Annotated in this window: 9 protein-coding genes; 6 read left to right on the forward strand and 3 right to left on the reverse strand. The window is 67.7% G+C overall.

Going from position 1 to position 15,359, the window contains the following annotated elements:
* Positions 1–15: 15 nt before the first annotated feature.
* Positions 16–2,064 (forward strand): glycogen debranching protein, encoded by a 2,049-nt coding sequence (gene glgX, locus ACYVDK_RS09285; protein WP_460520959.1) that lies wholly within the window; start codon positions 16–18, stop codon positions 2,062–2,064.
* A gap of 2 nt (positions 2,065–2,066) precedes the next feature.
* Positions 2,067–2,567, forward strand: coding sequence for an aminoacyl-tRNA deacylase (gene ybaK / locus ACYVDK_RS09290; protein ID WP_460520961.1), 501 nt, complete (start codon positions 2,067–2,069; stop codon positions 2,565–2,567).
* A gap of 7 nt (positions 2,568–2,574) precedes the next feature.
* Here ybaK and glgP read toward each other — a convergent pair whose 3' ends face one another.
* Positions 2,575–5,133 carry a glycosyltransferase family protein gene (gene glgP, locus ACYVDK_RS09295; RefSeq protein WP_460520963.1) on the reverse strand — a complete coding sequence of 853 codons (2,559 nt, stop codon included), beginning with the start codon at positions 5,131–5,133 and terminating at the stop codon, positions 2,575–2,577.
* A 140-nt stretch (positions 5,134–5,273) separates the two neighbouring features.
* Here glgP and ACYVDK_RS09300 point away from each other — a divergent pair, with 140 nt between their 5' ends.
* Both ACYVDK_RS09300 and glgB read left to right on the forward strand, forming a co-directional pair.
* The gene (locus tag ACYVDK_RS09300; RefSeq protein WP_460520965.1) at positions 5,274–7,343 is read left to right on the forward strand and encodes an alpha-1,4-glucan--maltose-1-phosphate maltosyltransferase; all 2,070 of its coding nucleotides are present in this window, start codon (positions 5,274–5,276) and stop codon (positions 7,341–7,343) included.
* Between the two features lie 9 nt (positions 7,344–7,352).
* Positions 7,353–9,578, forward strand: a complete 2,226-nt coding sequence (glgB, locus tag ACYVDK_RS09305; protein WP_460520967.1) for a 1,4-alpha-glucan-branching protein — start codon at positions 7,353–7,355, stop codon at positions 9,576–9,578.
* A 16-nt stretch (positions 9,579–9,594) separates the two neighbouring features.
* On the opposite strand, the gene ACYVDK_RS09310 is transcribed toward glgB, so the two are convergent.
* Together ACYVDK_RS09310 and ACYVDK_RS09315 are read right to left on the reverse strand one after the other, a co-directional pair.
* Positions 9,595–10,545: a tetratricopeptide repeat protein gene (locus ACYVDK_RS09310; protein ID WP_460520969.1), complete on the reverse strand. Its 951-nt coding sequence runs from the start codon at positions 10,543–10,545 to the stop codon at positions 9,595–9,597.
* On the reverse strand, positions 10,542–12,482 hold the full coding sequence (locus tag ACYVDK_RS09315; RefSeq protein WP_460520971.1) for a hypothetical protein: 1,941 nt from the start codon (positions 12,480–12,482) through the stop codon (positions 10,542–10,544). Before ACYVDK_RS09315 ends, ACYVDK_RS09310 begins: the two co-directional genes overlap by 4 nt.
* A gap of 354 nt (positions 12,483–12,836) precedes the next feature.
* On the opposite strand from ACYVDK_RS09315, the gene ACYVDK_RS09320 reads away from it, so the two are divergent.
* Both ACYVDK_RS09320 and ACYVDK_RS09325 read left to right on the forward strand, forming a co-directional pair.
* The gene (locus ACYVDK_RS09320) at positions 12,837–14,285 is read left to right on the forward strand and encodes a coiled-coil domain-containing protein (RefSeq protein WP_460520973.1); all 1,449 of its coding nucleotides are present in this window, start codon (positions 12,837–12,839) and stop codon (positions 14,283–14,285) included.
* Positions 14,286–14,307: 22 nt separating this feature from the next.
* The gene (locus ACYVDK_RS09325; protein ID WP_460520975.1) at positions 14,308–15,348 is read left to right on the forward strand and encodes an AI-2E family transporter; all 1,041 of its coding nucleotides are present in this window, start codon (positions 14,308–14,310) and stop codon (positions 15,346–15,348) included.
* The last annotated feature ends 11 nt before the right edge of the window (positions 15,349–15,359 follow it).

The following is a 15,359-nucleotide window of genomic DNA, read 5'->3' on the forward strand; positions in this document are numbered from 1 at the left end:
ATTACTGTAGAACGCATGTCGAGCGAGGATCCCCTGTCACAGCTCGGCGTGCACGCCGAGGCCGACGGCGGGACGATCGGGGTCTACTCGAAGAACGCGACGTCGATCGAACTGTTGATCTTCGACGACTCCGACCCGAACTGGCTCATCGAGACGGTGCCCCTCACCCGCGGGCACGGAGACGTGTGGACCGCGCAGTCGCCACACCTGCGACCGGGCACCCGCTACGACATCAGATGCTCAGGCCCACGCGGACCCGAGCATCACTTCAACGAGCGCAAGCTGCTGATCGAGCCCTATTCGCGCGGCCTTCTCCGCGCAGGCACGAAGGAGTGGCGCTCCGTCGTCATAGACGGCGGCTTCGACTGGGCTGGAACAGGCAAGCCGCATGTGCCGCGTGACCACACGGTGGTCTACGAAGCGCACGTGAAGGGTCTCACCACGCTCAACACGGCGATTCCCGGGGACCTGCGCGGCACGTACGCAGGCCTCGCGCATCCTGCGACCATCGAGCACTTGCGCCGGCTGGGGGTCACCAGCATCGAGTTGCTGCCGGTGCAGGCGTTCGCCACCGAGCAGCGACTGTCACGGCTCGGACTGTCGAACTACTGGGGCTACAACACGCTGAACTTCTTCACTCCGCACGCTCCATACGCGACGAAGCAGGCGCAGGCATCCGGTGCCGAGGCCGTGCTGCGGGAGTTCAAGGGGATGGTGCGGCTACTGCACGAGGCGGGCCTGGAGGTCATCCTCGACGTCGTCTACAACCATACGGCGGAGGAAGGACTCGGCGGCCCGACGACGAGTCTGCGCGGGATCGACAACGCCACGTACTACCGGCAGAACGCCGACGGCTCCTACATCGACACCACCGGCGTCGGCAACACGATCGACTACGGCAACACCGCCGCAAAGCGCCTGGTGCTCGACTCGCTCAAGTACTGGGCGAACGACGTGCAGATCGACGGCTTCCGCTTCGACCTCGCCGCCACCCTCGGCCGCGACGAGACCGGCGAGTTCGACAACGACCACTCACTGCTGACCGCGATCGTCGACGACCCGTACCTCGAGGGCGTCAAGCTCATCGCGGAGCCGTGGGATGTCGGCCCGGGCGGCTGGCAGACCGGCGGGTTCCCGAACGGCTGGCACGAGTGGAACGATCGATACCGCGGCCGTGCCCGCTCATTCTGGCTGGCCGACATCGCGGATGCCCGCGCGAACGGCTCCGCACCCACCGGAATCGGCTCATTCGCTACCCGCCTCGCCGGATCGTCGAACCTCTTCAGTCCGGAGCGCGGACCGCTGGCATCCGTCAACTTCGTCACGGCGCACGACGGCTTCACGCTCGCCGACCTCGTCTCATACGACGAGAAGCACAACCTCGGCAACGGCGAAGACAACCGGGACGGCACGAACGACAACCGGTCGTTCAACCACGGTGTGGAAGGACCGACCGACGACGAGGGCATCCGCGCCGTGCGGCGCAAGGCGGCGCGCAACCTGATGGGCACGCTGCTGCTGTCGGCGGGCATCCCGATGATCACGGCGGGCGACGAGTACGGCAGGAGCCAGTCCGGCAACAACAATGCCTACTGCCACGACGATGAGCTCACGTGGTTCAGCTGGGACTGGGACGAACGGCAGCGCGACTTCGCCGCCGTCACGACCGAGCTGATCAGGCTGCGCAGGGAGAATCCCGCGCTGCGTCCGGTGCGGTTCGGCAAGTTCGGCGAGACCGTACCGGGCGCCAGCCAGTTGGACTGGTACGACGCGTCGGGACGGACGATGGCGCAGGAGGACTGGGATTCTCCTGAGAACCGCACGCTGCAGTACCTCACCGCGTCGACCCCGGAGTTCGAGGAGTTCAACCGCATGCTTCTTGTCGTGCACGGACTCGAGACCGACACCTCGGTGGCGCTTCCCGAGCACGAGGGCGTCGGCGGCTACACGCTTCTGTGGGACAGCGCACTGGAGGCGGTGGCGGATGCCGACGGAGAGCACGCGCCGGGCGACGACGTCGACATGGGCCCGACGTCGATGAAGCTGTTCCGGGCGCACGAGTAGCAGTGCCTCAGAAGTCGTCCGGATCCACCCGCCCGGCAGGGACACCGGCCACGGCGGCCCTCATGCGCGCCGGCGTTGCGTTCAAGGCGCACGCGTACGAGCACGACCCGGGCGTGACGGCGTTCGGGGTCGAGGCGGCGCACGAGCTGGAGGTCGACCCTGCGCGCGTGTTCAAGACACTGGTGGCGGATGCCGACGGGCGACTCGTCGTCGGCATCGTTCCGGTCACCGGCCTGCTCGACCTCAAGGCGCTGGCGGTGGCGGTCGGCGCGAAACGGGCGTCGCTCGCCGCGCCCGCGGTCGCGCAACGCAAGACCGGCTTCGTCGTCGGCGGCATCTCCCCGATCGGCCAGAAGACGCGATTGACGACGCTGTTGGATGCATCGGCCTCGGTCTTCGAGACCATCTACGTCTCAGGCGGTCGCCGCGGCTTCGACATCGAACTGACGCCGGCCGACCTGCTCGCGGTCACCGGTGCACGTCTGGTCGCCATCGCGCGCTGACGCCGCCTCAGCGCGCCGCTGTCACCAGGCCCAGCTCCGCCGGATTCGCCATGGCGGCGTTGCACGGCAGCACGCGCACGGTGTAGCCGAACGATCCGGCGCGGTCCAGCGGCACCACGCCCTCGAACGCGGCAGTGCCGCCGGTGCCTCCATCGTGGTGACTCAGTCGCTGATGCCCGACCTTCTCGAGCTCGTCGTTCTCGCCGATGCGGCCGTATACGACCTCCACCGCGACATCCGACGGCTCCAGCGTTCCGAGCGCGACGTGGGCTCGCAGGCGAAGGCGATCACCGACCTGCGGCACGGCATCCACTCCCCCGGACTCCACGTGCACGACCGCGACATCCGACCACGCGTTCGTGACCCTTTCCTTCCACGCGGCGAACTCGCGGGCGCCCTGGTACCGGTTCGCACCGAGTCGGGTCGCCTCGGCGTACGCGGGCAGATACAGCTCGGTGACGTACTGAGACACCATCCGGTCTGCACTGAGCGCCGGGGACAGCGTCGTCAGCGTGTGCCGCACCTGCTGCATCCATGTGATCGGCACTCCGGACTCGTCGTGGTCGTAGAAGCGTGGCGCGATCTGGTGCTCGATCAGGTCGTAGAGCGCGTTCGCCTCGAGCGCGTCGCGTTCGGCGGCATCCCCCGCGGCGTCCGCCGACGGGATGGCCCAGCCGTTGTCGCCGTCGAAGTACTCGGCCCACCAACCGTCGAGGATCGACAGGTTCAGCGCGCCGTTCAGCGCAGCTTTCATGCCGCTCGTGCCGCACGCCTCGAGCGGCCGGAGCGGGTTGTTCAGCCAGATGTCGCACCCCGGATAGAGCGTCTGCGCCATCGTGATGTCGTAGTCCGGCAGGAACACGAGGCGATTGCGCACCTCGGGCGATGCGGCGAACTCGACGAGCTCCTGGATGAGCCGCTTGCCACCGTCATCCGCCGGATGCGCCTTGCCTGCGATGACGAGCTGCACCGGGCGCTCGGGGTCGTTCAGCAGACGCGTGAGCCGTTCCTTGTCGTGCAACATGAGCGTGAGCCGCTTGTAGGTCGCGACGCGGCGGGCGAATCCGATGGTGAGCAGGTGCGGGTCGAGCACACCCGACAGCCACGCGGGAGCGATCGCGCCGCGAGAACGGCGGTGCCACTCGCCGGCGACACGCGTGCGGGCATCCTGCACCAGGTTCTCGCGCAACCTGCCGCGCACATTCCAGAGGTCGTGGTCGCTGAGCGCCGGCGAGAGCCAGTCGGCGTGGGTCGTGTCGGATGTGCCGAGCGTGTTCTGTGCCAGCTCCGTCAGCAAGGGGTCGGTCCACGTCGGCGCGTGCACGCCGTTGGTGACCGAACCGATCGGCACCTCGTCGTGGTCGAATCCCGGCCAGAGCCCGGCGAACATGTTCCGCGAGACGTCGCCGTGAAGCTGAGAGACCCCGTTGGCGCGCTGCGCGAGCCTCAGCCCCATCACTGCCATGTTGAACACATCGGGCGAGCCGCTCCCGTGGTCCTCGGCACCGAGACGCATCACGTCGTCGACATCGATTCCCGGCACGAGTTCGTGGGCTTGGAAGTAGCGGCGCACGAGGGATGCCTCGAACCGGTCGATTCCCGCGGCGACCGGCGTGTGCGTGGTGAACACGGTTCCGGCGCGCACCGCCTCCAGCGCCTGCTGGAAGGTGAGGCCCTCGCCGATCAGCTCTGCGATGCGTTCCAGCCCCTGGAATCCGGCGTGGCCTTCGTTGGTGTGGTAGACGGTCGGGGCCGCAAGGCCGAGCAGGATCGTTGCGGCACGCAGCGCCCGAACGCCGCCGACGCCCAGCAGCAGTTCCTGCAGCAGCCGGTGCTCTCCCCCGCCGCCATACAGCCGGTCGGTGACGCTGCGCAGATCTTCGTCGTTCTCCGGGATGTTCGTGTCCAGCAGGAGCAGTCGCACCCGGCCGACGAGCGTGGTCCAGATGCGGGCGCTCAGAGTGCGGCCGTCCGGCATGGCCAATGCCACCATCGCCGGAGTGGCGTCAGCGTGGCGCAGCACCGAGAGGGGCATGCCGTCGGGATCCAGCACCGGATAGCTCTCCTGCTGCCAGCCGTCCGCCGTCAGCGACTGCGCGAAGTACCCGGATCGGTAGAACAGTCCCACTCCGGTCAGCGGCACACCGAGATCCGACGCGCTCTTCAGGTGATCGCCGGCGAGGATGCCGAGACCGCCGGAGTACTGCGGAAGCGCCGCCGCGATGCCGAATTCGGGCGAGAAGTACGCGATCGACTGCGGGGCATCCTGAAGCGTCTGATACGACCGCGGTTCGCCGATGTAGCGTCGCAGGTCGTCGCGCAGGCCGTTCGCCCAGCCGACGAAGCCCTCGTCGTCGGCTAGCTCGGCCAGACGCGCAGGGCTCACCGCCCCGAGCAGCGCGATCGGGTCGTGGTTTGTGCCGCGCCACAGGCTCTCGGAGATGTGGCGGAACAGATCCCTGGTCGGCTCGTGCCACGACCAGCGCAGGTTCGACGCGAGCTCGTCGAGGGCGCGCAGAGAGTCCGGGATGACCGCGCGAACGGTGAGTCGACGGATGGCTTTCACTCGCGCAACCCTACCCACGCCGCGTATCGAACGCGTGAACGCCCGCTCGTTTCAGGGCTTCGCAGCGTCGGATGCGAGGGCGACGCGCGCGGCGCGCTCGCAGTGGCGACTTCGGGGCTCCGGAGCGCTACGGTCGGAGAATGCCGACCACGTCGTCACGCTCGTCCCGTACCCGCCGCCCGACGGAACCGGCACCGCGCGACGCATACCAACCGGTGACCGGCAGGCTCCCGATCCTTGATGTCAGTCCGGTCGTCGAAGGCGGCGCATGGCCGGCGAAGGCGTACAACGGCGAGGTGGTGCCGTTCTCGGCCGTAGCGTTCCGGGAGGGCCATGACCTGATCGGCGTGGAACTCGTGCTCACGGCACCCTCCGGCGCGACGCACAGGCGCCGGATGTCCGCACTCGCCCCGGGAACGGACAGCTGGGGAACGACGGCGCTCCTGAACGAGCAGGGCACCTGGCGTTTCGGCGTCGAGGCGTGGGGCGACGATGTCGCGACCTGGTGGCACGCCGCGGGCATCAAAGTGCCTGCAGGCATCGACGTCGACCTGGTGCTCGCCGCAGGCGCCGAACTCCTGAACCGCGCGGCGGCGGAGCAGGCCGCCCAGCCGGAAGGGCGATGGCTCGCAGACGAGGCGAAAGCACTCGTGAAGCGCAGGAGCTCCCCGATCGCGCGGCTGGAAGCCCTTGAGACGAACGGGGTGCTCGAGTACCTCGCCCGCAATCCGCTGCGCAGCCTCGTGACGGCATCCCGTGATTACGAGGTGCTCGTGGAACGGGAGCGCGCCGGCGTCGGCGCCTGGTACGAGTTCTTCCCGCGCTCGGTCGGCGCCGCGCGCCGCTCCGACGGGTCGTGGAAGTCCGGCACGTTCCGCACGGCGCAGTCCCGGCTGCCTCGGATCGCCCAGATGGGATTCGACGTCGTCTATCTGCCACCGATCCACCCGATCGGGTCTGCCTACCGCAAGGGGCCCAACAACTCACTGGATGCCGGCGCGCACGATCCGGGCTCGCCATGGGCCATCGGCGGTGCCGACGGCGGACACGATGTGATCCACCCGGACCTCGGCACGGAGGCCGACTTCAAGCGGTTCCTCACCCGGGCGAAGAAGGCCGGGCTCGAGGTGGCGCTCGATCTCGCGCTGCAGGCCTCGCCTGATCATCCGTGGGTGCGCGAGCATCCGGAGTGGTTCTCACGGTTGCCGGACGGCACCATCGCGTACGCCGAGAACCCACCGAAGAAGTACCAGGACATCTACCCGGTCAACTTCGACGGCGATCCGGCCGGTATCCGCGCGGAGGTGCTGCGAATCGTGCGCCACTGGATGGGTCTGGGAATCCGCATCTTCCGTGTCGACAACCCGCACACGAAGCCCGTCGACTTCTGGGAATGGCTCATCCACACCGTGAACGGGGAGGACCCCGACGTCGTCTTCCTCGCCGAGGCATTCACCCGACCGGCGGTGATGCAGACGCTCGCGAAGGCCGGGTTCCAGCAGTCGTACTCGTACTTCACCTGGCGCAACACGAAGCCCGAACTCGAGGAGTTCCTCGACTCCATCACGCACGACACCGACTCGTTCATGCGCCCGAACCTGTTCGTGAACACGCCGGACATCCTCACCGAGTACCTGCAGTTCGGTGGTCGGCCCGCCTTCAAGGTGCGGGCGGCGATCGCGGCGACCGGTGCTCCGCTCTGGGGCGTCTACTCGGGGTACGAACTCTACGAATCGGTGGCCCGCAGCGGCGCAGAGGAATACCTCGACAACGAGAAGTACGAGTACCGACCCCGCGACTACGACGGCGCCGAGGCTCGAGGCGAATCGCTGGCCCCGTACCTCACGATGCTGAACCGGGCGAGGCGCGAGCATCCGTCGCTGAGGCAGCTGCGCAACCTGCACGTGCACGCCAGCGACGACGACGCGGTGCTCGTCTACAGCAAGCACCTGCCCGCCGAGTTCACCGGGACCGGCGAGCCCGACACGGTGATCGTGGTCGCCAATGTCGACCCGCACGCGGTGCGCGAGACCCTCGTGCACCTCGACCTTCCGGCGATCGGCGTTCCGCACGGTGCGACGTACGAGGTGACGGATGCCGTCACCGGGCAGGTCTGGTCGTGGGGTGCCGTCAACTACGTGCGACTGGATTCCTTCAACGAGCCCGTGCACATCCTCAGCGTGCGTTCCCCTGCAAGTCCTCCGGCGTAAGGCGGCCCGATGTCCGAGAACCAGAACACGACGACGCCGCACGCGGACGGATCAGCAGCGATCCAGGCACCGGTTCCGGACGACGCCGTGCTGCTGGCCGTCGCCGAAGGGCGCTACCACGAACCGCATTCCGTGCTCGGCCAGCACCTGGTGGCGGCGGACGGCGTCGAGGACCGCGTCACGGTCATCCGTGCCCTGCGGCCACTGGCACGGTCGGTCACGGCGGTGCTCGCCACCGGCGCTCGGGTCGCCCTCGGTCATCTCGGGCACGGCGTGTGGCAGGGCGTGAGCGTGATCGGACCGCAGCAGTACCGACTGGAAGCACGCTACGAGGACGCAACGGTGTGGACCGCCGAGGACCCGTACCGTTTCACGCCCACCATCGGCGAACTCGACCTGCACCTGATCAGTGAAGGCCGGCACGAGCGGCTCTGGGACGCGCTCGGCGCACACCACCGCGAGCACGAGGGAGCCTCGGGAACCGCGTTCACGGTGTGGGCGCCGAACGCGACTGCCGTTCGCGTGATCGGCGACTTCGACGACTGGAACGGCGTCGGCTCTGCCATGCGGTCCATGGGTGCAAGTGGCGTGTGGGAGCTTTTCCTCCCTGAGGTGGTTCCGGGTGCGGTGTACAAGTTCGAGCTGCGCGACAAGCACGGCCAGTGGAGACTCAAGGCGGATCCGCTGGCGAGGTTCGCCGAGGTGCCGCCCGCGACCGGGTCGATCGTGGCGTGGAGCGACTACATCTGGAACGACGACGACTGGATGCTCGCCCGCAGCTCCCGTGACCCGCACATCGGGCCGATGAGCGTGTACGAGTTGCACCTGGGATCGTGGCGACCGGGACTCGGGTACCGCGAGGCGGCGGATGCCCTCATCGACTACCTGACGCCGCTCGGGTACACCCACGTGGAGTTCCTGCCATTGGCGGAGCATCCGTTCGGCGGGTCGTGGGGCTACCAGGTGACCGGGTACTACGCGCCGACCAGCCGCTTCGGGCATCCGGACGACCTGCGCTACCTGATCGACCGGCTGCACCGCGCCGGTATCGGGGTGTTCATGGACTGGGTTCCCGGACACTTCCCGAAGGATGCCTGGGCCCTCGCGCGGTTCGACGGGGAGGCCCTGTACGAGCATCCGGACCCCCGCCGCGGCGAACAGAAGGACTGGGGCACGTACGTGTTCGACTTCGGCCGACCGGAGGTGCGCAACTTCTTGGTGGCGAACGCGTTGTACTGGATCGAGGAGTTCCACGTCGACGGGCTGCGGGTGGACGCTGTGGCCTCCATGCTGTACCTCGATTACTCGCGTTCCGACGGCGAGTGGGCGCCGAACGTTCATGGCGGGCGCGAGAACCTCGAGGCGATCTCGTTCCTGCAGGAGGCGACCGCAACGTCATACAAGCGCAATCCGGGCATCGTGATGATCGCCGAGGAGTCCACCGCGTACCCGGGTGTCACGTCGCCGACACGTACAGGTGGGCTCGGGTTCGGGCTGAAGTGGAACATGGGCTGGATGCACGACTCGTTGCAGTATATGCACGAGGACCCGATGTACCGTTCGTACCACCACGGCGAGATCACGTTCTCGTTCGCGTATGCGTTCAGTGAGCATTTCCTTCTGCCGATCAGCCACGACGAGGTCGTGCACGGCAAGGGGTCGCTGCTGGCGAAGATGCCCGGCGACCACTGGCAGCAACTGGCGAATGTGCGTGCCTACCTCGCGTTCATGTGGGCGCACCCGGGCAAACAACTGCTCTTCATGGGCCAGGAGTTCGGGCAGCCTTCGGAGTGGAGCGAGGAGCGCGGGCTCGACTGGTGGATCCTCGACCAGCCCGCTCACCGCGGTCTGTGGAACCTGGTCGCACGGCTCAACACCGTCTACCGCGACGAGCCGGCCTTGTGGCGTTACGACCAGGATCCGCGCGGTTTCCAGTGGATCGAGGGCGGTGACGCGCAGGGCAACGTCGTTGCGTTCGCCCGTCGGGCCGATGGCGATCCGCTGGTGTGCGTCGTGAACTTCGCCGGAATACCGCACAACGGTTACCGACTGCCGCTGCCGTTCGCCGGCGACTGGGATGAGGTGCTGAACACCGACGCCGTCGAATACGGCGGGTCTGGTGTCGGCAACCTGGGCGCCGTCAAGGCGACGGATGCCCCGTGGGGCGGGATGCAGGCATCCGCCGTTCTCGACCTGCCGCCGCTCGGTGCCCTCTGGCTGCGCCCGAAGCGCTGAGTCGGTTCACGCCGAGCTAATACAGCAGCGACGCCAGGCGACCGCGAGCCTTGATCACACGCGGATCGGTGACGCCGACGATCTCGAAGTAGTCCACGAGGCGCGTGCGGATCAGGTCGCGAGTGGCCGCATCGGCCGTGGCGAACACGTCGAGCAGCCGCCCGAACGCGTCGTCGACGTGGCCGCCGGAGAGGTCGAGGTCAGCGACCGCGAGGGCGGCATCGGCGTCTTTCGGGGCCGACGCAGCGGCAGCTCGCACGTGGCCGGAGTCGAGCGCGGAGAGCCGCTTGAGCAGGCCGACCTGGGCGAGCCCGGCTACCGCGAGGTCGTCGGCCGGGTTCTGAGCGATCGCCAGCCGGTACTCGGCGATCGCACCGTCGAAGTCACCGCGCTCGATCGCGTCGTACGCCTCCTGGTGGTGCGGCGGCAGTGGTTCCGGTTCCGGCTCGGATGTCGTCTCCGGGCCCTCCGCGCCCGCCGCGTCGTCGAGGTTCACGCTGCCGGTCACCCCGTTCTGCTCGGCGATCTGCAACACCTGGTCGAACACCTCGCGCACCTGCTGCTCCGGGATGGCGCCGACGAAAAGCGGCGCGGGACGGCCGCCGATGATCGCGACGACCGTCGGGATCGATTGCGCCTGGAACGCCTGCGCCAGCTGAGGGTTCGCGTCGACGTCGACCTTCACGAGCACGAGGCGGCCGGCGTAGTCGTTCACCGCGCGCTCCAGCGCCGGGGAGAGCTGCTTGCACGGCCCGCACCACTCGGCCCAGAGGTCGACGATCACCGGCACCGTGTTCGACAGCTCGATGAACTGCGTGAAGTTCTCGTCGGTGCCGTCGTAGATCAGTCCTGGCAGAGTCTGCTCGGTCGCGGCATCCGTTGCGCCGGATCGTCCTGCAGGGCGGTTCGCGAGTGCAGAGAGGTCGATCGCACCTCGAAAGGATGCGGCATCAGGGGTGTTGGTCATCCGAGTTCCTTCGCGCCGAGCAGCGCCTGAGTGAAACCGAGCATCACGATCTTGTGCTTCGACTCCGCAGGCGGCACGTAAAACAGTAGCTGGTAGCCGTACGTGGTCTCGAGACCCTTGGTGCTGTCGGTCACACCCGTGAGCGCCTGAACATTCGGATTGCTGGTCGAGACGGTGGCGCCGGCCTCGACCGGTTTCAGCGTGGACACCTCGTTCAGACTCGTGGCGACTATGGCGCCCGAATCGTTCGTCGCCATCGCGATCGGCCCGTCCGTTCCGACCTGGCTCGCAAAGGTGAGCGATGCGGTCTTCGGCAGGTTCGCGATCTGCGACGCCTTGTACGCCGCACCCACCTGCGGTGCCAGCTTGTCGGATTTCGAGTCGAAGAGGCTGTAGTACTTGCTCTTCTCGCCGTTCTGGAGCACATCGCCGTAGTACTCGGCCAACTTGTTCGGCGCGACCGACAGCAGCTTCGAGTCCGGCGGCACGATCGAGGTGCCGATGTTGGCCGGTGGCAGGTCGGGCACGTTCGCGTCGGCCTCCAGCGCGATCGCGTACTCGACCGTGTAGTTGTCCCGCGGAGACTTCTGGATCATCACCAGGTCGAGCGGAGCCGCCTTGGAATTCTTCGAGTCGTGCACGACCGCGCTGACCACTCGCGGCCAGTCATTCGTGGCCTCCGGCAACGCGAGCGAGACGGAATTGCTCGGAATGGCCTGCTCGGCGGGCGCGTCTGACTTCTTGGCACGCAGCGCATAGTCCCCGGTACGGGCATCCAGCGCCGGCCCGCTGAACCGCGTCGCGGCGAGCGTTCCGTCCAGGGCTCCGTCGGCCTTGCCCGCAGTCTTCGCGATCGAGTTCACGATGTTGTCCAGCTGCGGACCGGTCACCGCCGGCGGCGGCGTCTGTTTGCCCTGACCCGGGAGGTCGGTGGCGATCGGGGTCGAGGTCGGCTTCGCCGTCGAAGCGGCGAACTGGGGCCAATAGTCCGACGAGCATCCGGCGAGCGCGAGGGTTCCCACGAGCACGACCGGCAGGGCGACGAATGCCCTCCCTATCGAGCGCCTGCCCTTCGCCGGAGCCTCGACCTCTGGCGGCTCCTTGTAGTCGGTGGGGTAGCCGGTGGGCTCCAGCGGCTCGGAGCCGCGAGTCGGCTTCGGCGTCTTGCCTCCGCCACGAGGCAGCTTCGGCGGCTTGCCGCCACCGCGACGCGGTCCGCGCGAACGTCGCAGATGGCGGATGGCGAGCACGTACATCAGCACTCCGAACGCGGCGACGACGATTCCTCCGACGATGAGCGGACCCGCGAACGGCGTGCGGCTGTCGAGCGGCCAGTTGATGGTGATCTTGTCGGGTGCCGGCTTCGTTCCATCGCTGGCGACGATGACGCTGACCGTATCGGGCACGTTCATCTTCGTGATCGAGGCGGCGTCTCCGCTGAACTCCTCCAGCCACAAGTCCGAACCAGCCGGGTTCGGACCCTTGCGGACCGCACTCTTCGTGGAGTCGCTCGAGGTCGAGCCGGAACCGGCCGTTGCGCTCGGCGTCGGCGTCGCAGTCGGGGCGGGGGTCGCGGTGCCGGATGGCTGCGGAGTGGACGTCTTGCTCGGCTTGGGCGTGACGACGTGCGACGACAGCGTGTCGGTGGACGCGTTGTAGGAGACCTTGGCGTACTTCTCCGTGCCGAGCCAGGCGAGCACGTCGGCGGTACGGCCGTATGCGACGAACGGCTTGCTGCCGCCGGAGACGGTGAGCGTCTGTTGTCCGGGGAGGGCGCGCAGTACTGATCCGTCGATGACGGTGAACGGCTCCCCGCCCTTCACGATGGTGCCGGTGACGATGTTCGCCGGCGGGATCCAGATGGTCCGCTGGGCGAACCCCAGGCCGATCATCACGGCCGCGGCGATGAACGCCAGGATGGCGATCAGGAATCGCACGAACTCTCCTTCGCTGTCGCATCCGCACGCAGGGTGCCGTAGCGACGGGCACGATCGGCGCCGAATGGTGGCGCCGCAATCGGTGGCTTCGGGTGACGGCCGCCGCGCGCGGCGCCCGGCAGGCATCCCACGATACCGAAATGGCCCTGGGAACCCGCTCCCAGCGCGCTGAACGGCGGGTCGTCGGACGGTGAGGCGGCCCAGAACCCCCGTCCCATCGGATGCCCGGCCCGGCTACACTCGAAAGGCCCGGCGCGTCGTCGCGCCGGCTTCGTGCCGCCTGCCCACTCCCCCCTACGGCTGTGCCGCGCGCGAAGATCATCCCCCGATACCACCTGTGGAGAGAAGAAGCCCGTGGCCCCCGAAGAGACCGAGTTCACTCAAGTCTTCCGCGGTTATGACAAGGACGAGGTCGACAAGGCGCTCCAAGACCTGCGACGCGAGCTGATCCAGGCGAACACGCAGACCGCGGACTCCGCCAAAGAGGTCAAGCGCCTGTCCGCACGCATCGACGAGCTCAACGCGGAGATCGAAGAGGTCGGCAGCCCGACGTTCTCCGGCCTAGGAACGAAGCTCGAGAACACACTGCGCGTTGCCGAGGAACAGTCGACGCGCATGATCGCGCAGGCCGACATCGACGCCGAGAAGCTGCGTTCAGCGGTCGCGGCCGAGGTCGAGAAGACGCGCCGCACAGCAGAGGAGCAGGCTCAGCGCATTCTCGCCGAAGCGCACGCGCAGGCTGACACGACGCTGCAGGATGCCGGCATCGACGCGAACGAGCTGGTGAGCGATGCCAGGACCAGGGCCGACACGCTGAATCAGGAGTCCCAGCGTCAGGCCGCCGCCCTGCGCACGTCGGTCGCCACCGAGGTGGCCGAGCTTCGGGCGACGGCCAAGCGCGAGGCCGCGGCCACGCAGGCCGAAGCGGAACACGAAGCGGCCGAGACGAAAGCGGCGGCCACCCGTGAGGCCGCCGAGGCGCGGACGGATGCCGAAGGGCTCAGCCGCGAGGTCGAGGAGACCCGGGCGGCCCTCGCCCGGGAGATCGAGGCACGGCGTGCCGAGGTCGAGGCGGAACTGGCCGACCGCCGCACCATGGTCGACGAGGAGATCGCCCAGGCGCGGCGCGACCTCGCCGCAGACACCCAACAGGCCCGCATCGACCTCGCCAACGAGATCGAACAGGGCCGGGCCGCGCTGTCACGCGAGATCGATCAGCGCCGGTCAGAGGCGGCCGCCCAAGCGGAGAAGGAGCGCACGGCGTTCCAACGAACCGCGGAGAAGGCGCGCAAGGAGCTCGAGGAGGAGCTTGCGGGCATCCGCTCGGAGATCGCTGCGGAGTCGGAACGGCTCGCCCACGAGGCCGAACGTGCGCGCATGGAGCTCGAGGTGGAGCTCAAGGGCCGCCGTGACGAGTCCGAGAAGGAGCACCTCGCCCGCCATCAGGAGGCGGTCGCGCAGACGCAGAAGTACCTCGACGACGCGAACGCGGAGTTGGCGGAGGTCACCAACCGCACCAACGACGTGCGCTCCGAGGGAGATGCGATCGAGCAGGAGATGCGTTCCGAGGTGAAGGCGGCGCGCAAAGAAGCCGAGGGGTCCGCGCGGGAGATCGTGCGCTCCGCCGAGGACCGCGGAGCCGCGATCATCGACGAGGCGGAAGAGCGCACCCGCAGGCTCGTGGCTGACGCGGAAGAGCGACTGTCGCAGATTAGGATCGAACGCGAAGCCGTGGCCGGCTACTTCGAGAGCCTGCGCAGCGTGCTGAGCCAGGCGGAGCAGGTGGCTGCCGTAGACGACTGACGGTGCAGGCGAGGGGGGCCGCGTGAAGATCCAGAATGCATTCCGGGTCGGACTGATCGGGACTCTCGGAGTCGGACTCGGCGTTCTCATCCTCACGTCGATCGTCTCGTTGTCGACCATCCTGACCTACATCGGGGCCGCCCTCTTCCTCGCACTCGGCATCGAGCCGATCGTGGCATTCCTGGAACGGCGCAAGATCCCGCGCTGGGCGGCCATCTTGATCGTGCTCGTCGTGCTGCTCGTGCTGCTCGGCCTGCTGCTGTGGGCGATCATCCCGATCATCGTCAGCCAGGGCACGAGTCTCGTGAAGCAGATCACGACCTTCGTCGAGAAGGGCACATACCAAGACTGGTATCAGGCGTTGCAGAAGCAGTTCCCGGCGATCGACTTCGACAAGTCGCTCCAGGAGATCTGGGGCTACGTGCAGAAGTCCGCCGGCAGCATCGGCGCGGGCCTGCTGTCTGTCGGCATCGGCATCATCTCCGGGTTCTTCGGCGCGCTGATCGTCATCATCCTGACCATCTACTTCACCGCTTCCCTGCCGAACATCAAGCGGGCGGCATACGAACTCGTGCCGGCCAGCAAGCGCGGCCGGTTCGCCGACATCGCCGAGCAGATCACGGACGCGGTCGGCAAGTACGTCATGGGTCAGGTGAGCCTGGCATTCATCAACGGCATCTTGAGCGCGATCTTCCTCACGATCATCGGCGCTCCGTTCCCGATCCTGCTGGCGGTGATCGCGTTCCTGTTCTCGCTCATCCCGCTGATCGGCACGATCTCCGGTTCGATCGTCATCGTGCTGCTGTCGCTGCTGCTGGCATCGCCGCTCACCGCGCTCGTCGCGGCCATCTACTACGTGATCTATATGCAGGTCGAGGCATATGTGCTGAGCCCACGCATCATGAACCGCGCAGTGTCGGTGCCTGGCGCCGTCGTCGTGATCGCGGCGCTGGCCGGCGGCTCGCTGCTGGGCATCCTCGGCGCGCTGATCGCGATCCCGGTCGCCGCGTCGATCCTGCTGATCATCAAGCAGGTCGTCATCCCCAGACAGAATGAGCTCTGAGTGAAGACGCA

Source organism: Humibacter antri (assembly GCF_054777235.1).

Bases quoted from the DNA above. Each gene is read 5' to 3' on its own strand.
- ACYVDK_RS09310 (WP_460520969.1), bottom strand. From the start codon at position 10,545: ATGACCAACACCCCTGATGCCGCATCCTTTCGAGGTGCGATCGACCTC.
- glgX (WP_460520959.1), top strand. From the start codon at position 16: ATGTCGAGCGAGGATCCCCTGTCACAGCTCGGCGTGCACGCCGAGGCC.
- glgB (WP_460520967.1), top strand. From the start codon at position 7,353: ATGTCCGAGAACCAGAACACGACGACGCCGCACGCGGACGGATCAGCA.
- ACYVDK_RS09300 (WP_460520965.1), top strand. From the start codon at position 5,274: ATGCCGACCACGTCGTCACGCTCGTCCCGTACCCGCCGCCCGACGGAA.